The sequence below is a fragment of the Mycolicibacterium stellerae genome (genome assembly GCF_003719305.1).
Lineage (GTDB): Bacteria > Actinomycetota > Actinomycetes > Mycobacteriales > Mycobacteriaceae > Mycobacterium > Mycobacterium stellerae.
The window spans coordinates 34,157-60,350 of the sequence record NZ_RARC01000025.1 but is presented as its reverse complement, the minus strand read 5'-3'; the positions used below and the strand labels follow the sequence as shown (position 1 = coordinate 60,350).

Below are 26,194 nucleotides of genomic sequence, written 5' to 3'. Positions count from 1 at the left end.
TTGAGCCAAAACGCCATCCGCCTGCTTGCCGGTCTATCCAGCATCGCCGCCCTCGTCGCCGTAATCACCCTCGCCGTCACACTGTTCCGCGGCGGCCTGACACCGACGGTGCCCATAACCGTGGTGTCGCCGCGCGCCGGTCTAGTGATGAATCCCGATGCCAAGGTGAAGATGCGTGGTGTCGAAGTCGGTCGCGTGGCATCCATCGAACCGCAACCAAACGGCGGAGCCGCCCTGCACCTGGCGATGGATCCCGCAGAGCTGCCTTTGATTCCGGCCAATGTGGGGGTTCGCATAGCCGCGTCGACGGTCTTCGGAGCGAAGTTCGTCGAACTCGTCGCGCCTGCGGAGCCGACGAGCGACGTGCTACGAGCAGGCCAGGTCCTGTCGGCGGCCAACGTCACGGTGGAAAACAACACGTTGTTCCAACAGCTCGGCTCGGTCCTGTCCCAGATCGAGCCCATGAAACTGAACGAGACACTCGGCGCAGTCTCATCGGCATTGGACGGGCGCGGTGACAAGCTCGGCGCGACCACGTCACAACTCGATGCGCTAATGGCCACGCTGGAGCCGACATTCGCCCAACTGCAACACGGTCTGGAGGTCGCGCCAACAGTATTCGATACATACGCCGACGCGGCACCGGATGTCCTGACGATCGCATCCAATGCTACGAGGATGAGTCGGACCATTCGCGAGGAGCAGCACAACCTGGATGCATTCCTGGTCAACACAATAGGTTTGGCAGATGTCGGCAACGATGTCGTGAGCAGTAACCGCCAGCCGCTCACCGATGTGGTGCACCTGCTTGCACCGACCACCGACCTCACCAACGAGTACAACCGCGCGCTCAATTGCGCATTAGCGGGAACCTTGCCGCTGGCGAAGTCACCACCGCCGTCATTGCCGGGCTCGATGATCATGGTTGGCTTCGTCCTTGGCGCCGAGCGCTACCGCTATCCTGCCAATCTGCCGAAGGTGGCTGCCAGCGGTGGTCCGCAGTGCACGGACCTGCCGCGGGTCGCGCCGGGAAAGCGGACGCCCTATGTCGTGGCAGACGTGGCGGCCAACCCATGGGAGTACGGAAACCAGGGCATCGTGCTGAACTCGGATGGGCTCAAGCAACTGCTGTTCGGCCCCATCGATGGACCACCGCGCAACACCGCACAGATCGGGCAGCCAGGATGACCGGCGCCGGGACGGGGGTGAAGCTCGGCGCCTTCGTAGCATCGATGGTGCTACTCACTGCGGCGCTGTTCTTGACATTCGGGCAGCTGCGAACGGGGTCGACCTACGCTTATACGGCGGTCTTCGCCGACTCGTCGCGCATCAAGGCGGGCGATTCCGTGCGGGTCGCAGGCATTCGGGTCGGCACTGTCACCGACGTGTCGCTGCGACCAGACCTCAACGTGTTGGTGACATTCGACGCTGACCGAGCCGTCGTGCTCACGACGGGGACAAAGGCGGCCATCCGTTACCTCAACCTCGTCGGTGATCGCTACCTCGAGCTGGCCGACGGCCCTGGATCGACACGATTGTTGCCTGTCGGCGCGCAGATCCCCCTCGACCACACGATGCCCGCACTTGATCTCGACCTACTGCTCGGTGGCCTGAAGCCAGTTCTGAAGGGGCTCAATCCGCAAGACGTCAACGCCCTCACCTCTTCACTCCTGCAGATCTTCCAAGGCGAGGGCCCAACTTTGGAGTCGCTGTTCTCGAATGCCTCGTCGTTCGCGACCGCCATGGCCGACAACAGTCAGGCGGTTGAAGATGTCATCGACAATCTCAACAAGCTGGTCACCACACTGTCAACGAATGGCGAACAGCTTTCGGGGGCGACCCAACGCCTCGAGACGCTGATCACCGGGCTTGCCCGCGACCGCGACCCCATTGGTGCAGCCATCGACGCGCTCAGTGATGGCACGGGTTCCATTGCAGACCTGCTCGCCAACACGCGAACCCCGCTGAAGGGCACCATCGACCAGCTCGGCAGACTGGCGCCGTTGCTCGACCAGGACAAGATCCGCCTCGAGACGGCGCTGCAGAAGGCGCCCGCGAACTACCACAAGCTCGTCCGCCTCGGAAGCTACGGAAGCTTCATCCAGTACTACATCTGCGGCATCAGTGTTCGGGTCACCGATCTTCAGGGGCGTACCGCGGTCTTTCCCTGGACGAAGCAAGAGGGCGGGAGGTGCTCGGAACCACAATGAACCGATACCGCCGAAAGAACCTCGTCCGAACGGGGCTCATCGGAGTCATCCTCTCCGTGCTCGTCGTCGCCGTTGGTCTGCAGCCCGAACGGCTGGTGCAATGGGCGATCTCGATTCGCCACCATGCCGTCTTCTCCGAAGCAGGTGGGCTCGCCGCGGGCAACGAGGTTACCCTGTCCGGCATGAAAGTCGGTGCAGTAACGGATGTCTCACTGCACGGGGGCGATGCGATCGTGACCTTCACGGTCGACAGCCGGTACCGGCTCGGTTCGGAAACCACCGCGCATATCCGCACCGGAACGGTGTTGGGAGCGCGGGTCCTCACCGTGGAGTCGGCGGGCAGCGGGACGCTAAGCAGCGCGGACGTCATCCCGGTGACGCGGACGTCCTCGCCGTACTCGTTGACGGACGCGGTGAGCGATCTCACCACCAATACGGCCGACACCGACACCGACACGCTGAACCAGTCCCTGGACACCCTCGCGGCCACAATCGATCAGGTGGCGCCACAATTGGGGCCGACGTTTGACAGCCTCTCGCGAATTTCACAGTCCATCCATTCGAGGGACGGATCTCTCAAACAGCTTCTGGCGAGCGCGGGCAATGTCACCGCGATACTGGCGCAGCGCAGTCAGCAGGTGAATGCACTCATCCTCAACGCCAACGACTTTCTTGGCGTCCTGTCCGAGCGCCGGGACACCATCGTGATGCTGTTGGCCAATGTCTCAGCAGTAGCAAAGCAGCTTTCCGCGATGGTCGCCAACAATGAAGAACAGCTGGGGCCCGCCCTGGACAGGTTGAACTCGGTGGCCGCGATGCTCGAGAGGAATCGCGACAGTATCGCAAAGGCGTTACCGGGATTGGCCAAATACCAACTCACCCAGGGCGAGACCGTGTCGAACGGTGCCTATTACAACGCCTTCGTCGGAAACCTCATGGGCCCCACAATTCTTCAGCCCTTCCTCGACTACGCGTTCGGCTTCCGCCGCGGCGTCGACGCCGGGCAGCCGCCAGACAATGCGGGCCCCCGGGCGGAGATCCCAATTCCCAGGAACGGAATTCCAGGCGGGTGACGATGATCAGCCGAGAGGTTCTTGTTCGCGTCACCGCAACCCTGCTGACGGTATCGGCCGTCGTCGGGTCCGGTCTGTTGGTGTATTCGTCGCTGTTTCGTGCGATGACGGTCACCGCCTTCTTCACCTCTGCGACCGCCATCTATCCCGGTGACGAGGTACGCGTCTCGGGGGTCAAAGTCGGCGAGATCGACTCGATCAACGCCGACGGCGCCCAGATCGGGATCACGATGAAGATAGCTCACGATGTGCCCGTGCCCGCTGACGCCAAAGCCGTCATCGTTGCGCAGAACCTGGTCTCGGCTCGCTACGTTCAGCTGACCCCGGCCTATCGCTCGACAGGACCACGCTTGCAGGACGGGGCGGTAATACCTGCAGAGCGCACCGCAGTCCCCGTCGAATGGGATGAGGTAAAGGACCAGATCATGCGCCTGGCAACGGAATTGGGGCCAACCAGCGAGGTGTCCACGCCGGCCGTGGCGAAGTTCATCGACAGTGCGGCAAGCGCAATGGACGGAAACGGCGAAAAACTACGGGCAGCACTGGCCCAGATGTCGGCTGTCGGACGGATACTCGCCGAAGGCGGCGGCAACATCGTCGACATCCTGAAAAACCTGAACACGTTTGTGGCTGCACTCAAAGACAGCAATCAACAGATCGTGGAGTTCGAAAATCGGCTCGCGACGCTCTCCAGCGTGCTCGACGACAACAGATCAGACCTCGATGCCGCAGTGTCGGACTTGTCGACGGCAGTCGTCGATGTAGAGCGATTCATCGCAAACACCCGGGACAAGACTTCCGAGCAGGTCCAGCGGTTGGCCAACGTCACACAGACTCTTGTCGACCATCGGCTGGACCTGGAGAACGTTTTGCACATCACACCGAATGCACTGGCGAACGGCTACAACATCTACAACCCCGATACCGGCAGCGGGATCGGCTCGTTCTCCCTGATCAACTTCGCCAATCCATTACACCTGATCTGTGGTGCGATCGGAGCCATCGAGAACGCGACTGCTCCCGAGACGGCGAAGCTGTGCGCTCAGTACTTCGGACCGGCACTTCACACGGTGAGCATGAACTTCCCGCCGCTGCCGATCAACCCCTATCTGGGGAAATCGGCTAGTCCGGGCAACATCATCTACACGGATCCCAGCCTGGCTCCCGGCGGCAGTGGGCCGGCCGATGGCCCTCCCGAGACGCCGCCGGCAATCTCTGCATACACGGGCTCCGCCGAGACTCCCGTTCCTGCCGCCGTCCCAGACCTGCTGCTTCCGGCCGGATCCATACCGCCGCCGCCCAGCACCGAAGGGGCACCACAACCATGATTGGTCGGCGCAATCTCGGCCGCTTACTTTCCGTCGGCGCGTGCACAGCGCTGGTTTCGACGGGATGTGCATTCCAAGGGCTGAACTCTCTACCGTTGCCCGGCACCGTCGGTCGCGGCGCCGGAGCCAGCGTCTACCACGTCGAGCTCGCGAATGTCGGTACTTTGGAGCCGAACTCACCGGTGTTGATCAACGATGTGGTTGTCGGCAGCGTCGGGAGAATGACCGTTGACCGCTGGCATGCCGATGTCGAGGTATCGGTGAAGCCCGGAGTAGTGGTGCCGGCCAACGCCGTTGCCACGGTCGGGCAGACCAGCGTGCTCGGGTCCATGCATTTGGCGCTCGACCCGCCCCTTACCCAACCGCCTGTCGGGCAGCTGGCACCGGGTGAGACCATCGGGCTCGCCGGCTCATCGACATATCCCTCAACCGAGCAGACGCTGGCCTCGCTGGCTGCCGTGGTCAACGGCGGTGGGCTGGGGCAGGTCGGCGACATCATTCATTCGTTCAACGCCGCGCTGACTGGACGACAGGAGGAGGTCCGCGATCTGATCACGCGACTGGACACGTTCTTGGTCACGTTGAACGAACAGCGCGACAACGTCGTCCGGGCAATTCAGGGGCTGAACCGGTTGGCCGCCACATTGGCCGCCGACAGCGACGTCATCGCGCAGGCGCTCAACGAGATACCACCGGCGTTGGACGTCTTGATCAAGCAACGGCCCCAAATCACGACTGCCCTGGAAAAGCTTGCGACCTTCAGCGAGACCACGACCGGACTCATCAACGACACGCAAACCGACCTCGTGCGGAATCTGCGGAATCTCGAGCCGACAATCCGCTCGCTGGCAGACGTCGGGCCCGACCTCGACATGGCGCTCGGATACGCGACAACGTTCCCGCTCAATCAGAACTTCATCGATCGAGCGGTCAGAGGCGACTACGTGAACCTCTACACGGTATTCGACCTCACCGTGCCTCGCCTGAAGCGAACATTGCTTCTCGGGACTCGCTGGGGTCAGGAAGGTGCGCAACTTGTTCCGGCTCCTGGTGATCCCTCCTATCTCAACTACACATACGACCCGCTGTCGGTAGGAGTTGCGCCGCCGCCGGACGCGCCGCCGCTGGATACGCCTCCTTCGACGCCGCCAACGGACGGCGGCTGATGCTGACCAGACTCGTCCGAATCCAGTTGACAGTCTTCACGATTGCCGCCGTAGCCGGCATCGGCGTGATGCTATTCTCCTACATGCAACTTCCGACGCTGTTGGGCATCGGCCGGATCACCGTGACGCTCGAGTTGCCTGCCGCCGGAGGCCTGTACCGGTTCGCCAACGTCACCTACCGGGGACTTCAAATTGGCAAGGTCACAGAAATCAGGCTGGTCGCCGGTGGGGCGCGGGCGACGCTGATGCTGAATACTTACCCGCGGGTTCCAGCCGATCTCACCGCCGAGGTGCGAAGCGTTTCGGCGGTCGGCGAGCAGTACGTGGATCTTCGGCCGCGGTCCAACTCGGCTCCATACCTTGCCGACGGATCCGTGATCACGTTGGCAGACAGCAAGATTCCGCAGCAGGTGGGTCCGATGCTCGATCAGGTGAGTGCGTTGATCGGCAGCATCCCTCGTGACGAGGTTCGCGGATTGCTCGACGAGTCGTTCGATGCATTCAATGGCGCCGGCTATGACCTCGGATCGCTGATCGACTCATCGTCGTCGCTGGCCGACGACGTGAACGGTGTCGCTGACCAGACGGCGAATCTCATCACGAACACCCCACCGCTTCTTGACTCACAAGCGCAGACATCGGCGGAGATTCGGGCCTGGGCGCACGGTGGCGCCGGCGTTTCAGACCAAGTGGTGCAGAATGACCCCGAGATTCGAACGGTGCTGCAGAAGGCGCCTGGCGCCGCCGAAGAAGCTTCGCGACTGCTGGAGCAACTCAAGCCAACCCTGCCCGTCTTGTTGGCCAACCTCACGACGATCGGACAGATCGGGGTCACCTATCACGCGTCACTGCAGCAGATCCTCGTTCTGCTACCGCCATTCGTTGCCGCAATCCAGACCGTGGGCCTGCCGACGAACAACCCGACAGGTATTCCCCAGGGCGACTTCAGCCTTACCGTGAACGACCCTCCGGCGTGCACGGTCGGATTCTTACCGCCTTCGTCATGGCGTTCTCCTGCCGACACCACCGACATCGACACCCCCGACGGGCTTTATTGCAAGCTCCCTCAGGATTCGCCGATCTCGGTGCGCGGTGCGCGCAACTACCCCTGCATGGCAGTCCCGGGAAAGCGGGCGCCAACAGTTCAGCAGTGCGACAGCGACCTGCCCTACGAACCCTTGGCGATGCGCCAGCACGTGCTCGGCCCGAATCCCTTTGACCCCAACCTGGTCTCACAGGGTGTACCGCCAGACGGCAGGATTACCGACCCCAATGCGGGGATCTACGGTCCGGTTGAGGGCACTGCCCCACCACCGCCGGTGGCGTCGGACGGCGCCGCCGCACCACCGGTGACACCGAGCGCTTTCCATGGTGGCGCCAGCGGGACGGGTCCGCTTGTTGCCTACGCTCAATATGACCCGCGAACTGGTAGCTATATCGCATCGGACGGCAAGCGATACACCCAATCGAATCTTGCTGGTCCGCTGCCAACGTCGTGGACGGACCTCCTGCCGAGGTAGACCCCGACGGGCGCCGTGCCAACTATGACAGTCTGGCCAAGGTGAATGGCAGGCGAATCGCCAGCCATTGGTTCACTCCGCACGCACCGCTTTCACCGATCGTGGTGTCCTGGCCGGCGAACATGCCCGAGCCAGGGGCGACCTGCCCATCCTCATCCACGGGATAGAACGTGTACACCTGCGCCCCATCAGACGCGGTGTTGTCTGCGCATGTCTGCCAACCTTCCACGGTTCGCCTGACATACCAGAGGCCGTTCGTCGTGTAGATGGACGCGCGCCAGCCCAGGTCGCTCGTCACTTCACCGGTGCACTCGTCGGGACCGGTGCACGTCGAGCTGATCGTCCATTGGCTGACCACTGTCGCCTCGTCGTGATACACGTCGTTGGTCGTTGCCCATTCACCGTTCGATGTAGCTCGGTAAACGCCGTTGATTGCCCAATCCTGCTGTGTCGCTTCGGCGGTGGCCGCCATGCCGAGGCCGAGCAGTGCGACGGCCGAATACACTGCGCCGAGTCGCCGCTGCGAGGTGTTGGTCATGACGCCCCTCCTAAGCGGCCGTGGTGGACTGCTGTCCATATTTGCCATTCTCAGACGGCGGATACTAGCGCTGTCCGTTGGTTTCACGGACACGAGCTGTGTAGCCTCCTGCCGGAATCATTTGGTACGAGCCTATATCAGGTGGATGCTTGTTCTGATGGGATCGCTACGCTAATCTGGACTGAAGTCCATTATAAGGGTGAGCAACGGCCGTGCTGCGTCTCGTCCACTGAGGATCGAAGGAGTCGGCATGGCCCGCTTCGAACCGTCGCCCGCTCGCAGGCCGGCGATCGTCGCCGGCGCCTCCTCTGGTATCGGCGCCGCCACCGCCCGCGAGCTTGCGCGTCGCGGCTTCCCCGTCGCCCTTGGCGCGAGACGTATCGACAAACTGGCCGAACTGGTAGATCAGATCCGGAACGACGGTGGAGAAGCGGTCGCCTTTCCAATCGACGTCACCGACGACAGCTCGGTGAAATACTTTGTCGGGCGGGCGATCGAGGCGCTGGGCGGGATCGAATTGGTTGTGTCGGGCGCGGGTGACATGACCCCTGGGCGCATCCACGACATCAGCACAGGCGACTTCCTCGAGCAGATCCAAATCCATCTGATTGGAGCCAACCGTCTCGCAACGGCGGTGCTGCCCGCCATGGTCTCCCGCCGACGGGGCGATATCATTTTCATCGGGTCCGACACAGCGCTACTGCAGCGGCCGCACATGGGCGCCTACGGAGCGGCTAAAGCCGGTCTTCTCGCTATGGTGAAGAACTTGCAGATGGAGCTCGAGGGCACCGGTGTCCGTGCGTCGATAATCCACCCGGGCCCCACCTCGACCAACATGGGCGGGGGGCTACCCCTCGATCAGCTCGATGCGATGTTGCAGGACTGGGTGACCTGGGGGCATGGCAGGCACTCGTACAGCCTTCGGGCCTCTGACATCGCCCGAAACGTCGCCTTCGTCGCGCAAACGCCTCGAGGGGTCAACATCACGCAGATCGAGATTCAGCCCGAAGCACCGTTGCACACCCCGTAGGTGACGTCACGGATTGATATTGGGAGCGCGGAGGATCAGACGCACTGCCTCGTCTAGGTGTTCGGCGATTTGCGGGTAGGACAGGTAGCCGCCCTTTGCCGTGATCAGCGCACCATTGAATGTCATTTGGATTATCGTCACTACCTCGCGCGGCCAGCCTGGTCCCAGGGCTGCCGAAATCCGTTGGCCCACTTCGGCGGCTATCTTCATGCGCGCGGGTTCCACTCCTGGGTCATCGGAGATCAGCGCGTTTGCGCACGCAGCCGCCATCTCCGGATGGTCGGCTACGACGAATGCCATCTCACGCAACGTGGCGCTGACCCGCTCACGCGCTGACTGGTTCACGTCAGTGAACATCGGGACGTCCTGCAGCTGTCGAAGGTAGGCGTCTGCGACGAGCGCACTCTTCGATGGAAAATACTTATAGGCACTCGCGGGTGACACCCCGGCGCGCGACGCCACCCCCCGCACCGTCAGATCCAGGTACGACGACTGGCGCAACTCCTCGATCGTGGCGTCCAGCAGCTTGCGGATCGTCTTCTCCGGGCGCGTGTTTCGCCGCTTAGCAGGCGGCTTCTTGATTGCGGAGGACGCCCGGGTAGACACAAGTCCACAATAAGACCCCGTACCGCACATTGACAACCGACGCACCCGGCGGCGACGCCGTCGTCAATGCAATCTCTAACCGCCGTCGGTGTTGACGCTTGGCAGTTGGACACGGGACTTGCCATGCGATGACGCGCCGTATAGCGCCGCCACCACATTCTGGAGGATGTCGCGCTCGAGGGTGAACAGCTCCTCAGAATCGATGTTCTGCGGCAACAAGCGTTTGGCGACGGCGAAGCCGAGCACGACGTTGAGCTGCGTGAGCAGAATCAGACGACGCTCAAGGGGGCCGAAGTCGGCACCGCCTTCGAGTGCCACGACGCTATCGGCCTGGGAGAAAAGCAGATCCAACCAGTGGTCAAGGTCCGGGTGTATCGGCCGGTCGAGCTGAATGAGCTCCTGCAGCAGCAGGTGGGAGACGTCCGGGTTGTCGCCGAGTATCCGCAACGAGGTCGCCGACAATGCCCTCGGGTTCTGGCCTGGACTCTTCGAGTTCAGCACATCGTCGATGGCTGCAGAGAACGGTATCAACGCCTGCTGCAATACGGCGCTGTACAGGTCATCCTTGCTGGCAAAGTGCTTGTAGAGGCTGGGTTTTCGGATCCCGAGTGCGTCAGCGATATCCTGCATCGACGTGCCGGAAAACCCCCGCCTCGCGAACAATTTCGCGGCGGCGTCGATGACGCGTTGTTGCGCGGCGCTCAGCGGCTGAGCCTCTTCGATTTCCGGGGCGCTGTCGGCTCGAACTCCACCTGTACAGCATCCGGTCCGCGCACCGCGGCCCCCCAGAAGCGCGGGCTTCCTGTCAAGCGCAGGCCTGGCAGTCGCTCGAGGAGGACTCCTAACGCGGCCAGCAGTTCGGCCCGAGCGAGATGCGAGCCGAGGCAGAAGTGCTCACCGACGCTGAACGACAGGTGTTGGGTCGGACGCCGCTCGAGTATCCACCGATCAGGCTCGGGGAAGCGAGCGGGATCGCGGTTGGCCGCCGCGATGGCAAGCATGGTCAGTGAACCGGCGGGAATCGTTGTCCCGCATACCTCGATGTCCCTGATGGTGAGCCGGGGCTGAAGTGCCACCGGCGGACCCCATCGCAATGTCTCCTCGACGGCCCAGTGACGCATCTCGGGTTTGTGTGTGAGCTCATCGACAGCGCCGACTGTGGAGAGCATGGCGACGAGCATAGTTCCTAGTGACAGCCACGTGGTGTCGACGCCTGCGGGAAACAGCAGCAGCATGAAGCTCATGATCTGTTCGTCGGTCAACGGTTGGCCTTCTACGAGACCGTTGGCCAGCAGGGTCAGCGTGTCGTCGGCGGAGCTACCGCGGCGCTCGTCGATCAGCGGCGCCAGCCACTCGCGGAAGTCGCGCGCCGAGGTCTTGCGTCGAGCGTCGACCTGGTCCGCGGAGAGTCCTTCGCCATCGGGATCTCCGCCCAGCACCAGATCGTTGGCCCAGCGCGCCAACCGGTCCCAGTCCTCCACTGGCAAGCCAAGGAGTTCCCCGACGATCGCCAGCGGGTAGAGCTTCGCGAAATCCTTCATCAGGTCTGCTTCGCCGCGTTCGCAGAACCGATCGACCACGGCGTGCGCCTGTGGAACCAGCAGGGAGTCAACGTATTCCGCACAAGTGCGCTTACTGAAGGTGGGCTGCACCACTTTGCGGTGGACGTAATGCTTGCGGCCCTCGTAGCCCAGAAATGTCGGGCCCATGAGCGGAAACGAGAACACCTTCTGGGTGGCCGCAGGAGAGAACGTGGCGGTGTCCAGAAACGCCGCCTTCACGTCGTCGTATCGCGTCAGGATGTAGGCGGGAACGGGGTCGAAGAACCATCCGCGTGCGATCCCACCTCGATCGTCGATCTGACGCAACGCCTGGAACAGGTCGGGGATTTCGATCCGCATCGGCTGTACCGCCCCGAACTGGATGTGCGCATACTCCGGGTCCACCGCCAACGCATCGGCGCGGTCATCGGTTGCGGTCATAAGCAACGGTCCTCTCGATCGATCCCACGAAATAGGCTACCGATCGATAGCCAGCTCTGCTACATTAACGCTCCTTGTGATTTCTGCCACGCAGGCCTCGTAGTTGTGAGGTGAGGCACTCGGGCATTCGGCAATGGAGGCGAACTTGACGACCACACGATTTGGCACCGGTCAACCTCGGGAGCGCGACCGAGCGGCCGCCGACGTCGCGACGCGCAACCCTGCGACGGGGCTGCCGCCGGGTGATTCGACGTCGCGGGGACTCAGGACGTCGCGCAGTGCCCGCTACATCGGCCGCGTGGGTGCACTGGCGATCGCCCTCGGCATCGGCGCGGCGATCACCAACAATCTGGGCGTCGCACACGCCGAAACCGGCGATGCGAGTTCTGGCACCGACACCACCTCGTCGAGTCCGGAGGGTGAGACGGCGCCCGCGTCCACGTCGGAATCCGACAAGACCGACTCGACGACGAGCACGGGAACCAGACGCTCCCGCCCGACCGTGAGATTTGGTTCGATAACCGGGATCTCGCCCGCCAGCGTCGGCAGGCATTCGGTCTCCGAGCGCACGAGCGGAACACGAGCGCACGCCGATGATGCCGATGACGTCGGCAACACGCTCCCTGCATCGGTGGACAACACAGACCAGACCCCCGTCGATCGTGAGGCCGACACCGACACTCCGGCCAAGAAAGGCCGACATCCGATCGCCGAGAGCCTCGTCGGCACCCTGGCGAGCAATGTGACGACCAGTGTCCGCAAGTTCGATGCCGCACAGTCGGATTCGACGGCAGTGCCGTTGCGCGCCGCCAGAGAAGATACCTCGAGGTCCGCCGGCGTAGACGCTCCGTCGACGTCGTTGGCAGCACAGAATCACCCTTCGAGGCCGTCTGTAGCGGAGGCGATCGAATCCGCACTGACCGGGGCAAGACAGAGTGCTGACGCTTCGAACGTCGCGGTGTCGCCGACGACGACACCGCGGGCCGTGGTGTCCAACGTGGTCGTTGGCCTCTTCTCGAGTGTGATGAAGGTGTTTGGAGTCGACCCGTTGGCGAGCAATAACCCGGTGACACCACCGAGCTCCGCCACCCTGCTCGGCGCTTTGGACTTCATTCGCCGCGAACTCGAGTACAGCCTGTTCAACAAGGGGCCTGCACTCACTTACAACGCATCGCAGAACAGCCAAACGTACTACGGCGTGGTCACCGGGCGTGTCACTGCGGCGGGCACCACGGGCACCCAGTTGACCGACGCCAGCGGAGACCCGTTGACATTGTCTGTCAGCAGTCAGCCGTCCAACGGCACCGTCGTGCTCAACCAAGACGGCACGTTCACCTACACCCCGAACACCACGCTCGCCGTCACCGGCGGTACGGATACCTTCACCGTCACCGCCGACGACCGTCCTGGAAATCCTGCGCACACCAATTTGTTGGCTCTGTTCTCACCCGACAAGGGTGCAACGACGTCGATGACCGTCACCGTGACCGTCGAGCCGGTGAGTCCACTCGGGACGCCAGAGCAGACGGCAAACGAGGCTCTGGTCGAACAGATCGTGAACTCGCCCGGGATGCAGGCCGCTATGGCCTACCTACGCGCCGGATTACTCGCCGATGTCCAGGCAAAGTACGCCCTGGTCGGGGGTCCCGACCAGACGAACCTCGACCAGCTCGACGAAGCGGTCGAAAACTACGCCAATTTTGCGGCGATGACAGCGCTCAACCTGGACCCCAATAATCCGGAGATCACGACGCTGCTGCTGCCCGAGCACACCTGGTATGGCACGACGGCAGGCGGAACGGTCGTGACCTATAACAATCCCGACACCGTGTACCGAGCCGCACCGATCAGTAGCTCGTCGACCTATGTGATCACGGGTCAGTTCGTCGGCGAACGTCCCACCGACGTGAACTTCAGCATCTTGTCGGGGTCCACGGGCACCACGACCGAGACGCTGTCCATGCAGGACCTTGTGGTCAACGAGGACGGCACATTCACCATCACGCTTGACTCGAACCCAACGGCTGAAGGGCAGACGAATCACCTCCAGCTGACGAGCACGACGACTGGGATCATCATTCGCGACACCCTGGGCGACTGGAACACCGAGACGCCGATGACTCTGTCGATCGAAAAGACAAGCGGTCCGGATGTGCCGCCCATGACAGAGGAACAAAAGGTGGCATATGCGACGCAAGTCGCCGCACAAATCACCGCGGGCGGGGTTCAATCGCTCAAGCAGTGGACCAAACTGGCGACCACCGATCCCGTCACCGGCGAGCTGCGCGAGCCCAATGTGGTGACCCAGCCGGCTAAGACCGGCACCGATGTCTTGACGACACAGCTGCAAAGCGTCGGGTACTTCGAGCTCGAGGACGACGAGGCACTGGTGATCACCATCGATCCCGGGAAGGCCGGTTACTTCATCGTCCCGGTGACCAACGATTGGACGATCTTCTCTGACTACGGAGACGTCCAGAACAGTCTCAACAACACGCAGGCGGTCGCCAATGCCGACGGCACCTACACGTTCGTCATCTCGAAGACGGATCCCGGTGTCGCCAACTGGGTTTCAACAGGTGGCCTGAACCAGGGGTCGCTGTTCATCCGGTTCCAGCAGCTTGATGCGAATTCGACCGTCGACCCGACCGTGCAGTCACAGGTCGTCTCGCTGGAAGACCTCGACACCGTTCTACCGGCTGGCACGACGTACGTCACCACCGAGGAGCGGGAAGCTCAGCTCGCGCTTCGGAAAAGCGGATACGACAGGCGCTTCTCGCCCTACCCCCAAGATTAGGAAGGATCGAGACCAGATGGCCAGCGGCGTCCGCGTCGCTGGCCATCTGCGTCCGCCGCTGACCCGCTCAGGCCCCTTCCTTAATACGGACCAGTGTCCGTATTTGGCGCCCATTGCGTACGCGGACGTCCTTTTCAATGAACCCGCACGCGAGCCGCAATGGCCGAAAAGAACTTACTTACAGGGCAATACGCGGATTTGTTGCCTTCGATCCCCGGTTACGTTATTCTGGACACGTGTCTGAAAACGAACTGGTCCGGTCACCGACCTGTCCCGTACGCCAGCTGCACGTGTGGCCTGAGCAGAGCATGAGCAAGCTGATGGCAGCGGCGGTGGACGAGTTGAGCCGGTCGACGTACGGCGAGTTGACGGTCCGCACCGTGGCGGCCAGGGCGGCCGTATCGCCCGGCATCGCCTACAGCCACTTCCCGTCCAAGGATGCCCTCATCGCCGGGGTTTACCTCCACCTGCTTCGCGATGCGGCCACTTTCACCGACGGCAACGACAGCGCCGAAACGCGGGTCATTGCCCAGTTACGGGAACTCGTACTGTTACTCGCGGACAAACCGCACCTGGCCGACGCGTGCACCATCGCACTCATGGCCGACGATCTGGTTGTAGACGACATACGCGGGCAGATCGCCGTCGAGATCAGTAGCCGAATCGCGTCGTCCTTGGGGCCTGGGTTTCCAGCCGCAGTGATCTCCACGCTGCACATGCTCTTTTCCGGCGCAATGATGCATGCGCGATCCACCGTCGGTGGCTACGGCCATATTGCCGAAAAGCTAAGCGAGGGCGTGTCCTTGGTTTTTCGTTCGCGGCTTGTCCAAACCGTGTCCGCCTCGAAGCAACCGGCATAGTGGACCGTCGGATCAACATGGACTTTGGCATTGTTCTCTTCACCAGTGACCGTGGAATCTCCCCAGCGGACGCGGCGGTGGCGGCGGAGAAGAACGGGTTTCGCACCTTCTATGTTCCCGAGCACAGCCATATACCGACCAAGCGGGAGGTCGCTCACCCGGTGACGGGCGACGCCAGCCTGCCCGACGATCGCTACATGCGGACGTTGGATCCATGGGTCAGCTTGGCCACGGCCTGCGCGGTGACCACCGAGATCCGACTGTCCACCGCGGTGTGCCTACCCGTTGCGCATGATTGCATCACGTTGGCCAAGTCGATAGCGAGCCTGGATCACCTTTCGGGCGGCCGAGTTGAAGTATGTGCCGGCTTCGGCTGGAACCTCGACGAGCTCGCCGATCACAATGTTCCCGCCGGCAGCCGCCGAAACATGCTTCGCGAGTACATCGAAGCCATGCGTGAGCTCTGGATCAAGGAAGAAGCCTCATACAGCGGTGAATTCGTCAACTACGGGCCTAGCTGGGCTTGGCCGAAGACCGTCCAGGAACACGTGCCAGTGCTGATCGGCGCGACGGGCAACGAAAAGAACTTCAAGTGGATCGCGAAGCACGCCGACGGCTGGATGTCGACTCCCAAGGACGCCGACGTCCAGAGATCGGTCAATTCGTTGTACGCCGAATGGGATTCGGCTGGCCGCACCGGACGGCCGCGGGTCGTCGTCCTCGATATGCAGAAGCCCGAGCCGTCGAGACTGTCTCTGTTGGCCGACCTGGGCGTGTCTGAAGTGGTCTACGGAATTCCCGACAGGCCCACCGAAGAGGCACAGGCTCATCTGGCCAGGCTGGCGGACAAAGTGGACACATTCGGCCGTATCGCCGCCGGCGCGGCGGCTCAGTAGTCAACCCACGAAGGGACGATCCTCGTGACCAACCGCCTGAAAGACAAAGTAGCCATCATCACCAGCGCGTCCGCCGTCACAGCTGTCGACGACGATTTCGACGACAGCAAGGCGCATAGGTCGGGAGTCGTCGAGCGGGTCACGTTGGTCATGGACGTGTTCGGCCCGCACCGCCAATACGCTCGGCTCGAGGAAGTCGCCGACCACAGTGGCCTGCCACGATCGACCGCCTTCCGTATCCTGCGTCAGCTCGTGAATCTGGGCTGGCTCGAGCATGGTCCAGACGGCTTCCGGCTCGGGAGGAGGCTCCAGGAACTTCACGGGTGCACGGTGGACTACACAGATATTCGTGCGGCGGCGTCGACTGTGCTGGTTGACCTCAATCTCACGACGGGAGCGGTGGGTCACCTCGGCGTACTGGACGGCAGCTTCGTGCACTACCTCGACAAGGTGGGTGGCGCGGCAACGCATAGCGTGCCGTCTCACGTCGGTGCGCGGTTGGCTGCCGAGGAGACGGTCACCGGGCGTGCGCTGCTCGCGCAATTGCCCCCGGAAGACGTCGATCGGCGATACGCCGCCGATCGGCGTTGGACCACCCGCGATGGAATGGGCATCGAGCATCTGCATCGGCGGCTGGATCGAGTGCGGCGGCGGCGAGGTGTCGCATTTTCGAGCGCCGAGCGGTGCGGGATGGGAATCAGTTCGGTGGCCGCGCCGGTGCTCGGACCCCATGGGGTGATCGCAGCGATCTCATTGGCGACGCGACGGCCCATGCAGTTGGAAGCGCTGGGCCCGGTTGTTTCGGCGGCCGCGCGGACAACGAGTGCCCGCTTGTTCCCTGATTGGCAGGCATCGGCGCGATGATCAGAAGCCAGCGGAAGAGTTCGCCCCCCAACGATATTGGCATCAACGTCTCCGCGACGATCAGCACGATTTCGTGAAGGTATTGGCGCGGGCGATCCAAGAATCCCTCGGGTAAGTCCCCGCGCACGGTCCAACCTGACGACATCGATCCCAGCGAGCATTGAAAGAGGTCGCCATGCGCTTCACGTTCACCGATGTGATGACGCGTTCAGAGTATTTGCCCCCCCTTGCCGTCGCCGCCGAGGCCGCCGGTTACGACGGCTTCACGATCCCCGACTCCATCGGCTATCCGGAGCACTCGGAAGCCGTCTACCCCTACACGGCCGACGGTGACCGCAGCTTCCTTGACGGCAAAGAGTTCATCGAACCGTTTGTGCTCGCGGCCTTCCTCGGCGCGATTACTCAACGCATCCGCTTCAACACCTTCGTGGTGAAGTTCCCACTGCGCGCGCCAGTGCTGGCTGCCAAGCAGGCGTTCTCGGTTGCGAAGATGACGGGCAACCGCCTTGGCCTCGGCATCGGCATCGGGACCAGCCCATTTCCCGACGACTACCTGATGGCCGGTGTCGACCCCGCCCACAAAGGCGCGCGCATGGACGAAGCCATCGAGGTCTTTCGAGGGCTGGAGTCCGGAGACTTCTTCGAGTTTCGCGGACGCTTCTACGACGTCCCGTCGCTGAAGGTGTGTCCGGTACCGACACGGCCGATTCCGTTGCTCATCGGTGGCCACTCAGACGCTGCGCTGCAGCGGGCGGCGACGAAAGGCGATGGGTGGATGCACGCAGGCGGGCCGAACGACGCTCTCGAGTCGATGCTCAAGAAGTTGCACGGGCTGCGCGCGGATTCAGGGAAGGGTAACGAACCCTTCGAGATTCATGCCGTCAGCCAGGATGCGCGCACCGTCGACGGGTGCAAGCGCCTCGAGGACATGGGTGTCACCGACGTTGTGGTCGGCTTCCGCAACCCCTACGTCAAGGGCGGTGACGCAGAGGCTCTTTCGGACAAGGTGGCCAAGTTGGAGCGGTTCGCGGAGGCCGTAATCAGCAAGGTCAAAGGTGATGGTGTCCGATGAATAACGTCTTCTACTTCGACTGGCGCACATGGTGGACAATGGTGCGCCTGATTCGCCGTGAACAGGACCCTGCCCGGCGCCGCCGCCAGTACCGCACGCTGTGCGTCGTCGTCCCGGTGCTGGCCGCACTGCATACCGTGACGTTCGCGCTCGACCCCATTTTCTTTCCAGTCCTCCGACGCACGGAAGTGCGCGGCCCGGTATTCGTGGTGGGTCACGCGCGCAGCGGTACGACCTACTTGCACCGCATGATGACGAACGATCCCCAGTTCTCCTATGTTCTGCTCTGGGAGATGTTCTTCCCTTCGCTGCTGGAGAAAAAGGTGCTGCGGGCGGTATTGCGCTGGGACCGAAGGCTGGGAGGGCGGCTGCGCGGCCGCATCGACGCTCTCGACCAACGCTTGTTCAGCAAGAGCCAACGGGTGCACGAGTCAGGCCTTTTCGCGCCCGAGGAGGACGAGTTCCTGCTTTCGATGTCGTGCGCATCGGGCTTCTGGGTTGTGCACTACCCATATGTCGAGGAGTTGGACTTCTACTACGTCGACGACCGGTGGGCCGCGCGCAAACGGCGCCGCGTCATGGCGTTCTACAAGGAGTGTCTGCGCCGCCAATTGGTACTGAACGGTCCGGGGCTGACGCACCTGTCCAAGGCGCCAATCCATTGCGGCAGGGTCGAAAGCCTCATCGAGACGTTCCCCGACGCTCGATTCGTCGTACCGGTGCGCAACCCATACGAGACGATTCCGAGCTTCCTCAAGCTCATGCAGTTCGCATGGTCAGCCCGCAAGCGCTCCGAGGACGACATGCGAAAGTCGTTCCGGTCCTTCGTGGATTCGTCCTACCACTACTACCAGCACCCACTCGATGTGTTGGACGCCCACCCGGAGGTGCCGACCGCGATCGTGGACTACAGCGACCTCGTGACAAACCCGGCCAAGACGATGCTGCGCGTCTACGACGAGATCGAGATCGGCATGGCGCCGGAGCAGGAACAGGCACTGGCCGGCGAGAAGGGTCGGGAGTACCGATCCGGGCACACCTACAGTCTCGAGGAGTTCGGGCTGCAAGCCGACGAGATCCACGCGCGGTTGGCGCCGCTGTTCAAACGATTCGGATGGGAGTCGAGCCGTGCCGGATGACCACGGTGACGTGTTGCGCGACGCCTGGGATGAGATGATCGACCGGCTGGGTCGGGCGCGGGAGGCACTCGAATCCCCCGACCTGCACGCGCCGCCGGCGACTGGGCCGCGCGTCCTCGCGGAGGGCTACCGATACCTGCTGGGCTTCGTGCACTCGGCCATCGAACGAGCCTTCTTCGGGGACCCCGCATTCCCGTACTTCCGCCGCAGCATCCAGGTGATCGACAAGGCCACCATCGACAACGCCGACGCCATGTACCTTTCGACGCCGGTCGATGGCAGGTTCTCCTACCGGATCACCGGCCACCTACAGGACTCGCGGCACTGGCGCGGGGAGGCACCTGCACCGTCGGGTCCGACCGCGCCCCAGTACGTCATCATCGAGGCGCACACGGGCTATGCCGGTGACAGTGGCGACCTCGGCGAATTGCAGCCGGGAGGGCGCGGCAACACCGGAAAATTGGACTCCTCGGAGCTCATCGTGGATGACGACGGCCGCTTCGAGATACTGCTGGCACCCGAGCGGCCGACGGGTTACGCGGGCAATTTCATTGCCACACAGCGGATCTCACAGCGAAGCGGTACTACATTCTTCGCAGAGCATGTGACTGTGCGATTCCTGTTTCACGACTGGGAACGGGAGGAATCGCCGGAGTTGCTCATTCGCCGCCTGGACAAGGTCGGTGAACATCCGCCTGCGTTGGACGCGCCGACCGCCTCGGCGGCGATGCGCCGCATCGGCGAGATCGTGGACAACCAGACCCGCTACTGGAACAAATTTTACGACGTAATCCTGGAAGCGCACGGGGACCGCAACGGCGACGGCGTAAGTTTCATGCCGCGCAACGACTTCAACACGCCGGCCGGTGCCTCGCTCGCGACCGGCGGAGGCCAAAGCACCAACGTCTACGCCGGGGGCGTCTACGACCTGGCCGACGACGAGGCCCTTCTGATCGACGCCGAGGTGCTCGAGGTACCGGCGTACATGGGCTTCCACCTTTCGAATGTCTGGGGTGAGTCGCACGACTTCGCCAACCACGTAAGCAGCCTGAACGGCACTCAGGCCATCCGCGACGACGATGGCCACTACCGGTACGTCGTCGCCCACCGCGACCCGGGTGTCCCAAACTGGCTGGACACCACCGGGCTTCGCAGCGGCTTCATGGCCATGCGCTGGACCTACCCGCAGCCAACTGACCGGCTTCCCACGGTAACCGTGCGCAAACTATTGCTCGGCGAGCTGGGCGACCACCTTCCCTCGTCCACACCTCGCATATCGCAAGAGGAGAGGCGCGAACAGGTGCGCGTCCGCCAGGAGCACGTTCAACGCCGCTACCGGCAGTACTGATTCCCGCCGTCATACGACGGCGCTGCTGGAAGCGTGCTCACCCCGTCACGATGAAGAAGACGCCGAGGGCGGCGACAAGCGCTCCGATGCCGACGCCGACGACGAGGCGACTGCGCCCGCCCGGTTCGTCGACGGTCACCTGTGTCGGGTCGGCGGGGTCGTACCAGACGTCGACAAGTTCCCTTTGCACCGGCTTCGAGTGGCCTTGCATCGAAACATGTTCCAGCCACTGACCATCGGGTCCGGGGAAGCGCACCTTGGTGTGGTAGAAGCGGGAACCCTCGGCGCCGACTTCGACCTCCTCGCCGATCACCTGCGCGGAGACTCTCACGCCGGTGTGCTTTGCGTTTTTGACGGTTCGATCGCCGAAGATCACCAGCGCGACCATCGCGAGCCCGAAGGCGATGCAGAACAGCCCGCCGAACATCTCCGACAGCCTACTGGCCGAGGGTCGCGCCGGCGGCGGTGATCGGCCAACCTAGGGTAGTTGACACCCGTCAAGTTCGGCCGTCGTAGAGTCTCAGCCATGCAGATTCGCGAGCATGCGCAGGCGAACCCCGGCAAGCCGGCCGTCATCATGTATCCGTCGGGCACGACGGTGACATTCGGCGAGCTGGAGGCCCGCGCCAACCAACTTGCGCACTTCTTCCGACGCCACGGCCTGCGCGAGGGTGACGCCGTCGCGATCCTCATGGAGAACAACGAGCACTACCACGCCGTCATGTGGGCGGCGCGGCGCAGCGGCCTCTACTACGTCCCGATCAACACCCACCTGACTCCGGCCGAGGCCGCCTACATCATCGACAACAGCAACGCCAAAGCCATCGTCGGCTCGGCGGCGCTTCGAAAAACCCTCGAGGGCTTGGAAGCCGAGTTGCCCGATGGGCTGCCGCCCCTGCTGCTCATCGCCTGCGACGAAGTCGACGGCTGGCACAGCTACCCCGAATGCGTTGCCGGCGAACTTGATACGCCGATCGAAGACGAGATAGAGGGCGACCTGCTGCAGTACTCGTCGGGCACCACGGGCCGGCCGAAGGGCATCAAGCGAGAGCTGCAGCACGTTGCGCCTTCGGAGACGCCGGGCATGATGTCGGCGCTGGTCAGCTTCTGGCTCGATCCCGATGCGATCTACCTCAGCCCCGCGCCGCTCTACCACACCGCCCCGTCGGTGTGGTCGATGACGATCCAGTCGGGCGGCATCACGACGGTGGTGATGGAGAAGTTCGACGCCGAGGGCTGCCTGGACGCCATCCAGCGTAACGGCGTCACCCACGGCCAGTTCGTTCCGGTCATGTTCACCCGGATGCTGAAACTTCCTCAACCCGTGCGTGATTCGTACGATCTGTCCAGCCTCAAGCGCGTGATGCACGCCGCTGCACCGTGTCCGGTCGAGATCAAGAAGCAGATGATCGACTGGTGGGGGCCGATCGTCGACGAGTACTACGCCTCATCCGAGGCGATCGGCTCGACGCTGATCACCGCCGATGAATGGCTGGCTCATCCAGGGTCGGTCGGCAGATCGATGATGACCCCGCTGCACATCCTCGACGAGGACGGCAACGAGCTACCACCGGGCCACGCGGGAGAGATCTACTTCGAGGGCGGCTTGGACTTCGAGTACCTCAACGACCCCGAGAAGACGGCGAAGTCACGCGACAAGCACGGCTGGAAAACCGTTGGCGACATCGGATATCTCGACGAGGACGGCTACCTGTACCTGACCGACCGGCGCCATCACATGATCATCTCGGGCGGGGTGAACATCTACCCGCAGGAGGCCGAGAACATGTTGGTCACCCACCCCAAGGTGATGGACGCCGCGGTCTTCGGCATTCCCGACGACGACATGGGGCAGAGCGTCAAGGCAGTGGTGCAGACGGTCGATCCGACCGACGCCACCGACGAGTTCGCCGACGAGCTTCTCGTCTGGTTGCGGGGGCAATTGGCGCACTACAAGTGTCCGCGTTCGATAGCGTTCGAGGCGCAACTTCCGCGCACGGACACCGGCAAGTTGTACAAGCAGGAGCTGGTAGTCAAGTACTCGTCGGGCAAGCTGTGACAATGCACGGTCACGAGCCAGGCGGCCCATACTTCGACGATCTGGTGCTCGGCCAGGTCTTCGACTGGGCACCGTCGATGACGCTGACGGCCGGTGCCGCGGCGGTGCACCAATCGATCATCGGCGACCGGCTGCGGCTGGCGTTGGACGCCGATCTCGCGATGGCGGTGACGGGCGCGACGACCGCACTCGCGCACCCGCAGTTGGTCTGCGACGTCGCCATCGGTCAGACCACACTGGTCACCCAGCGGGTGAAGGCCAACCTCTTCTACCGCGGGCTGTCCTTCCACCGGTTTCCCGTCATCGGGGACACGCTGTTCACCCGCACGGAAGTTGTCGCCCTCAAGCAGAACGCGGCCAAGCCGGGCCGGCCGCCGACCGGGCTCGCGGCGATGCGAATGACCACCATCGACCAGATCGGCAGGCTGGTCCTCGACTTCCACCGCTGCGCGATGCTGCCATTGCGCGAGACAACCGCCGACACGGGCCACGCCGACGACATGTCGGCGATCGGAGCCGACTCCTCGCCTGCGCCCGATCCGACCGCCGATTGGGATGCCGACGCATTCCGGACCAGGGTCCCCGGCACCCACTTCGACTCGGGCATCGCAGGCGCGGTGCTGCACAGCACCGCCGATGTCGTGAGCAGCGCGCCGGAGTTGGCCCGGTTGACGTTGAACATTGCGGCGACGCACCATGATTCACGCGCAGGTGGCCAACGCCTCGTCTATGGCGGCCACACCATCGGGCTGGCCTTCGCGCAGGCCACTCGGCTGCTGCCCAACATCGCCACGGTGCTGGGCTGGGAGTCGTGCGACCACGTCGGTCCTGTGCACGAGGGCGACACCCTCTACAGCGAGCTGCACGTCGACGCCGCGGTGCCGTTGCCCGACCACCGCGGCGGGGTGCTGAAGCTGAGGTCGCTGGTGTACGCCGTCGGCGACGGCGCCGAGGACCGTCAGGTACTCGACTGGCGCTTCACCGCGTTGCAGTTCTGACCGCACCCCTTAGCGCGAGCTGGGCCCCCGCGAGCAGACGCAAATGTCCGCACCGTCCTGGGGTTTTGCGGACTTTTGCGTCTGCTCGGCGGAAAAAGTGACCCGCCGTGACTCATTGACGCGCGCTGCGCTCGCGCCTAGAGTCTGATTTGCAGAAAATATTTCTACACTACGGAAGACGGTAAAGCTCCAGAAGAAAGAGGAGGAAGCAGTGCGTATCCGACATCTCGGGATCGTCGTCCAGGACCTCGACCGGACCGCGGAGTTCTACGAAGACGTGCTTGGCTTCAAGCGCCTCGGCGATGCCCGCACCCCCGGCCACTATCCGGGGAAGGCGCTGGATCTCAGCGACGGCGAGGTCAACTACTCGCTGCTGCAACCGAATCCGGACATCGAGCGCTCAGAATGGACATACGGCGCGATGGGTCCCAACCACATCGGTGTGACGATCGAGGACACCGGCGCCGTCGTCACCAAGCTGAAGGAACGTGGCATCGAGGTTTACGGCGCCGAGCAGGCCGACCCGCCCCGATTCTTCAAGTTCCGCGACCCCGACGGCGTAGAGGTGGACGTGGCCACGCCGGAGCGTGGCTGGAAGTTCTGACCAACCGCGCGCCGCTCTGGCTCGTCGGCACCGTCGCCAGCATCTTCCTGCTGCAGGTTGCGGTCACGCTCGCCCGCCCGGTATCGACCTATCGGCTGCTGGCGCTCGGTGCCGACGGGACCACCCTCGGCCTGACGGCGGCGTGCTTCGCCATCCCGCCGATGTTGTTCGCGGTCAGTTTGGGCCGATGGACCGAGAAGCATCACCCGGCGATCCTGCTGGTGCTCGGCTTCGTCGTCGCCGCAGCCGGCGCCTTCGCTCTCGTGTTCATCGAGACGATTCCCGCGTTCGCGATCGCGACCACAGCACTCGGCATCGGCCACACGACTGGCACCATCGGTGGGCAGAGCATCATGGCGCAGGCGCAGAGCTCGCTGACGCGCATCAGCCGATTCGGTGCTCTCACCACGATTTCCGCCCTTGGCCAGATCGTCGGCCCTGTCCTCGGCGGCGTGATCATCGGCCACAGCGACAACCCGAACCTGGCCGCCACGTCGTCGGCATTACAGGTCGCGGCGTGGGTGTTCGTCGGCGGCCTGCCCGCCGCGGTGCTCGCGATGCGCACCACCGCGATCCAGAAGTCGACGGTGCGCACCGGCAAGCCCCAGCGGGTGTGGGGCTTGCTCCGCATCAGGGGCATGCCCGCGGCGTTGATGACGAGCTTCTCGGCGAAGGGCGGCAACGACCTACTGCTTGTCTATGTGCCGCTACTGGGCGCCTCGGTTGGGCTGACGTCGTCGCAGGTGGGCATTCTGCTCGGCATCAGCAGCAGCGGTGCGCTGTTCGCACGGGCCGCGACACCGTGGTTCGTCCGCAGGATCGCGAGTGTGAACCTCACGGTGGTGGCAACGGTGGTCGCGGCGATCTGCCTTCTCATCGTCGGGCTGAGCCACAACCTGACCCCGATGATGTTGGCGATGTCGGTGCTCGGATTCGCGATCGGGCTCACCCAGACGACCACGATGGATTGGGTCGTCGACCTGGTGGACGACACCAGCCGCGGCTCGGCGCTCGGTATGCGGGTGGCGACCAACCGCGTCGGGCAGACATTCATCTTGGCGGCGGCGGGTGTGATCTCGCAGTGGTTCGGCGTCGAGGCGGCCTTCGGGCTTCTGGCGCTCGTCATGTTGGTGACGGCGGCCGCAGGCGCGCTCAGTGCGCGCCGCGGTGCTCAGTCCGAGGGCACCTGAGCGATCACCGGCGACTCGGGCGCGCGGGCGATCGTCTGGATGATCAGGTCCCCGATATGTGCGATCCGGGGCGTGGTGAGCCGACTCGTCGGCGCGGCCACCGCGATGGCCGCGGGCCGCCCGGCGAAGTCACGAAAGGCGACGGCCACCGAGCCGACATCGTCTTCCGTCTCACCCGCGTTCACGGCGTATCCGCGCGATCTGACGCGCGCGACCTCCTTGATCAGTTTGGCCTGCGTCGTGATCGACTTCTCGGTTCGGGCGCTGAACGGCTCGGCGGACGTCGGATACAGCGCGGCCACCTGCTGGTCGGTCAGCTGGCCAAGCAGGGCCTTGCCCAACGACGTGCAGTGCGCGGGCACCAGGGTCCCCGTCCGCGCTACCACCCGAAGGGCCCGTTCGGACTCCACCGCGTCGACGTAGCGGACCTGGTCGCCCTCGAGGACGCCCAGGTGCACGGTCTCGCCGGTCTCGGCGGCGAGTTCCTCCATCATCGGACGGGCCTGCTCGCGCACGTTGAGGGAGCCGACGACGGCCAAGCCCACCTCGACCAGCGCGGGGCCCGCAATGTATGCGCGGGTCACCGGCTCCTGTTGGACGAAGCCGTGGTGGGCGAGCATCGCGAGCAGGCGGTGCGCCGTCGAGTGGGCAACGCCGAGGTATTTGCAGGCGTCGGTGAGCCGCACCCTTGGCTGCTCGCGGAACAGCAGAAGCAGCAGAAGAGCGTTGTTGACCGAGGCTATGGGATAGGCAGGTCCGGTTTCGCTCTCCGGTCGGGACTTCTGCATAGAAGAAGCCTACCGCCATCCATCCAGGTGTTTGCCAACTCGCCGCGCCTCGATGTCGCGTCAAAGTGATGCTTGACACATCGCCGCCGTAGTCCTAACTTTTTCCTACAGCCAGAAAATGTGTCC

24 protein-coding genes and 1 pseudogene are annotated in these 26,194 nt (G+C 63.6%); 19 read left to right on the top strand and 6 right to left on the bottom strand.

Translation table 11 applies throughout. From position 1 onward, the window contains the following. Genes D6M19_RS24785 through D6M19_RS24760 form a run of 6 tightly spaced genes read left to right on the top strand, consistent with a single transcriptional unit; the run spans position 1 to position 7,297 of the window. Positions 1-1,188, top strand: a complete 1,188-nt coding sequence (locus D6M19_RS24785; RefSeq protein ID WP_123027959.1) for an MCE family protein — start codon at positions 1-3, stop codon at positions 1,186-1,188. Continuing rightward, positions 1,185-2,210, top strand: coding sequence for an MCE family protein (locus D6M19_RS24780; protein ID WP_123027924.1), 1,026 nt, complete (start codon positions 1,185-1,187; stop codon positions 2,208-2,210). Before D6M19_RS24785 ends, D6M19_RS24780 begins: the two co-directional genes overlap by 4 nt. Continuing rightward, on the top strand, positions 2,207-3,283 hold the full coding sequence (locus tag D6M19_RS24775) for an MCE family protein (protein ID WP_123027923.1): 1,077 nt from the start codon (positions 2,207-2,209) through the stop codon (positions 3,281-3,283). Before D6M19_RS24780 ends, D6M19_RS24775 begins: the two co-directional genes overlap by 4 nt. Before the next feature lie 2 nt (positions 3,284-3,285). Continuing rightward, positions 3,286-4,611, top strand: coding sequence for an MCE family protein (locus tag D6M19_RS24770; protein ID WP_123027922.1), 1,326 nt, complete (start codon positions 3,286-3,288; stop codon positions 4,609-4,611). Continuing rightward, positions 4,608-5,777 carry an MCE family protein gene (locus D6M19_RS24765; RefSeq protein WP_123027921.1) on the top strand — a complete coding sequence of 390 codons (1,170 nt, stop codon included), beginning with the start codon at positions 4,608-4,610 and terminating at the stop codon, positions 5,775-5,777. The genes D6M19_RS24770 and D6M19_RS24765 overlap by 4 nt, the downstream gene beginning before the upstream one ends. After that, the gene (locus tag D6M19_RS24760; protein WP_123027920.1) at positions 5,777-7,297 is read left to right on the top strand and encodes an MCE family protein; all 1,521 of its coding nucleotides are present in this window, start codon (positions 5,777-5,779) and stop codon (positions 7,295-7,297) included. Before D6M19_RS24765 ends, D6M19_RS24760 begins: the two co-directional genes overlap by 1 nt. A 22-nt stretch (positions 7,298-7,319) precedes the next feature. Here D6M19_RS24760 and D6M19_RS24755 read toward each other — a convergent pair whose 3' ends face one another. After that, complete coding sequence (locus D6M19_RS24755) at positions 7,320-7,835, bottom strand: Rv2253/PknI dimerization domain-containing protein (protein WP_123027919.1); 516 nt, start codon at positions 7,833-7,835, stop codon at positions 7,320-7,322. Between the two features lie 250 nt (positions 7,836-8,085). On the opposite strand from D6M19_RS24755, the gene D6M19_RS24750 reads away from it, so the two are divergent. Then, the gene (locus tag D6M19_RS24750; RefSeq protein ID WP_123027918.1) at positions 8,086-8,865 is read left to right on the top strand and encodes an SDR family oxidoreductase; all 780 of its coding nucleotides are present in this window, start codon (positions 8,086-8,088) and stop codon (positions 8,863-8,865) included. A 6-nt stretch (positions 8,866-8,871) separates the two neighbouring features. Here D6M19_RS24750 and D6M19_RS24745 read toward each other — a convergent pair whose 3' ends face one another. Genes D6M19_RS24745 through D6M19_RS24735 form a run of 3 tightly spaced genes read right to left on the bottom strand, consistent with a single transcriptional unit; the run spans position 8,872 to position 11,453 of the window. After that, positions 8,872-9,501: a TetR/AcrR family transcriptional regulator gene (locus D6M19_RS24745; RefSeq protein ID WP_123027917.1), complete on the bottom strand. Its 630-nt coding sequence runs from the start codon at positions 9,499-9,501 to the stop codon at positions 8,872-8,874. Positions 9,502-9,546: 45 nt separating this feature from the next. Further along, on the bottom strand, positions 9,547-10,152 hold the full coding sequence (locus D6M19_RS24740) for a TetR/AcrR family transcriptional regulator (RefSeq protein ID WP_268812334.1): 606 nt from the start codon (positions 10,150-10,152) through the stop codon (positions 9,547-9,549). Positions 10,153-10,172: 20 nt separating this feature from the next. After that, positions 10,173-11,453, bottom strand: a complete 1,281-nt coding sequence (locus tag D6M19_RS24735; RefSeq protein ID WP_123027915.1) for a cytochrome P450 — start codon at positions 11,451-11,453, stop codon at positions 10,173-10,175. Positions 11,454-11,598: 145 nt separating this feature from the next. Here D6M19_RS24735 and D6M19_RS24730 point away from each other — a divergent pair, with 145 nt between their 5' ends. The 8 genes and pseudogenes from D6M19_RS24730 (at position 11,599) to D6M19_RS24700 (ending at position 20,429) form a co-directional block, all read left to right on the top strand. Then, positions 11,599-14,250 (top strand): Ig-like domain-containing protein, encoded by a 2,652-nt coding sequence (locus D6M19_RS24730; protein ID WP_164478678.1) that lies wholly within the window; start codon positions 11,599-11,601, stop codon positions 14,248-14,250. Between the two features lie 236 nt (positions 14,251-14,486). After that, positions 14,487-15,110: a TetR/AcrR family transcriptional regulator gene (locus D6M19_RS24725; protein WP_234835032.1), complete on the top strand. Its 624-nt coding sequence runs from the start codon at positions 14,487-14,489 to the stop codon at positions 15,108-15,110. A 17-nt stretch (positions 15,111-15,127) separates the two neighbouring features. Further along, positions 15,128-16,006 carry an LLM class F420-dependent oxidoreductase gene (locus tag D6M19_RS24720; protein ID WP_123027957.1) on the top strand — a complete coding sequence of 293 codons (879 nt, stop codon included), beginning with the start codon at positions 15,128-15,130 and terminating at the stop codon, positions 16,004-16,006. A 150-nt stretch (positions 16,007-16,156) separates the two neighbouring features. Then, positions 16,157-16,222, top strand: a pseudogene (locus D6M19_RS35330) (hypothetical protein); the annotation flags it as partial. Positions 16,223-16,336: 114 nt separating this feature from the next. Further along, positions 16,337-16,870 carry an IclR family transcriptional regulator domain-containing protein gene (locus D6M19_RS34935; protein WP_234835030.1) on the top strand — a complete coding sequence of 178 codons (534 nt, stop codon included), beginning with the start codon at positions 16,337-16,339 and terminating at the stop codon, positions 16,868-16,870. Positions 16,871-17,045: 175 nt separating this feature from the next. Beyond that, a complete protein-coding gene (locus tag D6M19_RS24710; protein ID WP_123027912.1) occupies positions 17,046-17,942 on the top strand; it encodes a TIGR03619 family F420-dependent LLM class oxidoreductase in 897 nt (298 codons plus the stop codon). Then, positions 17,939-19,081 (top strand): sulfotransferase, encoded by a 1,143-nt coding sequence (locus D6M19_RS24705; RefSeq protein ID WP_123027911.1) that lies wholly within the window; start codon positions 17,939-17,941, stop codon positions 19,079-19,081. The genes D6M19_RS24710 and D6M19_RS24705 overlap by 4 nt, the downstream gene beginning before the upstream one ends. Further along, entirely contained in the window at positions 19,071-20,429 is a 1,359-nt protein-coding gene (locus tag D6M19_RS24700) for a hypothetical protein (protein WP_234835029.1), read from the top strand. The genes D6M19_RS24705 and D6M19_RS24700 overlap by 11 nt, the downstream gene beginning before the upstream one ends. A gap of 37 nt (positions 20,430-20,466) precedes the next feature. Here the strand turns inward: D6M19_RS24700 and D6M19_RS24695 are convergent, their stop codons facing one another. Continuing rightward, positions 20,467-20,856, bottom strand: coding sequence for a DUF3592 domain-containing protein (locus D6M19_RS24695; RefSeq protein WP_123027910.1), 390 nt, complete (start codon positions 20,854-20,856; stop codon positions 20,467-20,469). Positions 20,857-20,955: 99 nt separating this feature from the next. On the opposite strand from D6M19_RS24695, the gene fadD4 reads away from it, so the two are divergent. From fadD4 to D6M19_RS24675, 4 genes are all read left to right on the top strand, one after another. Continuing rightward, positions 20,956-22,488 carry a fatty-acid--CoA ligase FadD4 gene (fadD4, locus tag D6M19_RS24690; RefSeq protein ID WP_123027909.1) on the top strand — a complete coding sequence of 511 codons (1,533 nt, stop codon included), beginning with the start codon at positions 20,956-20,958 and terminating at the stop codon, positions 22,486-22,488. Positions 22,489-22,490: 2 nt separating this feature from the next. After that, on the top strand, positions 22,491-23,486 hold the full coding sequence (locus D6M19_RS24685) for a MaoC family dehydratase (protein WP_123027908.1): 996 nt from the start codon (positions 22,491-22,493) through the stop codon (positions 23,484-23,486). Positions 23,487-23,697: 211 nt separating this feature from the next. Then, positions 23,698-24,090, top strand: coding sequence for a VOC family protein (locus tag D6M19_RS24680; protein WP_164478677.1), 393 nt, complete (start codon positions 23,698-23,700; stop codon positions 24,088-24,090). Further along, positions 24,018-25,280 carry an MFS transporter gene (locus D6M19_RS24675; protein ID WP_234835036.1) on the top strand — a complete coding sequence of 421 codons (1,263 nt, stop codon included), beginning with the start codon at positions 24,018-24,020 and terminating at the stop codon, positions 25,278-25,280. Before D6M19_RS24680 ends, D6M19_RS24675 begins: the two co-directional genes overlap by 73 nt. Here D6M19_RS24675 and D6M19_RS24670 read toward each other — a convergent pair. Further along, positions 25,262-26,068, bottom strand: a complete 807-nt coding sequence (locus tag D6M19_RS24670; protein ID WP_123027905.1) for an IclR family transcriptional regulator — start codon at positions 26,066-26,068, stop codon at positions 25,262-25,264. The genes D6M19_RS24675 and D6M19_RS24670 overlap by 19 nt on opposite strands. Between the last annotated feature and the right edge of the window lie 126 nt (positions 26,069-26,194).

What these genes read in the sequence shown, in the direction of transcription:
- D6M19_RS24780 (WP_123027924.1), top strand. Translation starts at nt 1,185, where the DNA reads ATGACCGGCGCCGGGACGGGGGTGAAGCTCGGCGCCTTCGTAGCATCG.
- D6M19_RS24775 (WP_123027923.1), top strand. Translation starts at nt 2,207, where the DNA reads ATGAACCGATACCGCCGAAAGAACCTCGTCCGAACGGGGCTCATCGGA.
- D6M19_RS24770 (WP_123027922.1), top strand. Translation starts at nt 3,286, where the DNA reads ATGATCAGCCGAGAGGTTCTTGTTCGCGTCACCGCAACCCTGCTGACG.
- D6M19_RS24765 (WP_123027921.1), top strand. Translation starts at nt 4,608, where the DNA reads ATGATTGGTCGGCGCAATCTCGGCCGCTTACTTTCCGTCGGCGCGTGC.
- D6M19_RS24760 (WP_123027920.1), top strand. Translation starts at nt 5,777, where the DNA reads ATGCTGACCAGACTCGTCCGAATCCAGTTGACAGTCTTCACGATTGCC.
- D6M19_RS24755 (WP_123027919.1), bottom strand. Translation starts at nt 7,835, where the DNA reads ATGACCAACACCTCGCAGCGGCGACTCGGCGCAGTGTATTCGGCCGTC.
- D6M19_RS24750 (WP_123027918.1), top strand. Translation starts at nt 8,086, where the DNA reads ATGGCCCGCTTCGAACCGTCGCCCGCTCGCAGGCCGGCGATCGTCGCC.
- D6M19_RS24745 (WP_123027917.1), bottom strand. Translation starts at nt 9,501, where the DNA reads ATGTGCGGTACGGGGTCTTATTGTGGACTTGTGTCTACCCGGGCGTCC.
- D6M19_RS24735 (WP_123027915.1), bottom strand. Translation starts at nt 11,453, where the DNA reads ATGACCGCAACCGATGACCGCGCCGATGCGTTGGCGGTGGACCCGGAG.
- D6M19_RS24720 (WP_123027957.1), top strand. Translation starts at nt 15,128, where the DNA reads ATGGACTTTGGCATTGTTCTCTTCACCAGTGACCGTGGAATCTCCCCA.
- D6M19_RS24710 (WP_123027912.1), top strand. Translation starts at nt 17,046, where the DNA reads ATGCGCTTCACGTTCACCGATGTGATGACGCGTTCAGAGTATTTGCCC.
- D6M19_RS24705 (WP_123027911.1), top strand. Translation starts at nt 17,939, where the DNA reads ATGAATAACGTCTTCTACTTCGACTGGCGCACATGGTGGACAATGGTG.
- D6M19_RS24695 (WP_123027910.1), bottom strand. Translation starts at nt 20,856, where the DNA reads ATGTTCGGCGGGCTGTTCTGCATCGCCTTCGGGCTCGCGATGGTCGCG.
- fadD4 (WP_123027909.1), top strand. Translation starts at nt 20,956, where the DNA reads ATGCAGATTCGCGAGCATGCGCAGGCGAACCCCGGCAAGCCGGCCGTC.
- D6M19_RS24685 (WP_123027908.1), top strand. Translation starts at nt 22,491, where the DNA reads ATGCACGGTCACGAGCCAGGCGGCCCATACTTCGACGATCTGGTGCTC.
- D6M19_RS24670 (WP_123027905.1), bottom strand. Translation starts at nt 26,068, where the DNA reads ATGCAGAAGTCCCGACCGGAGAGCGAAACCGGACCTGCCTATCCCATA.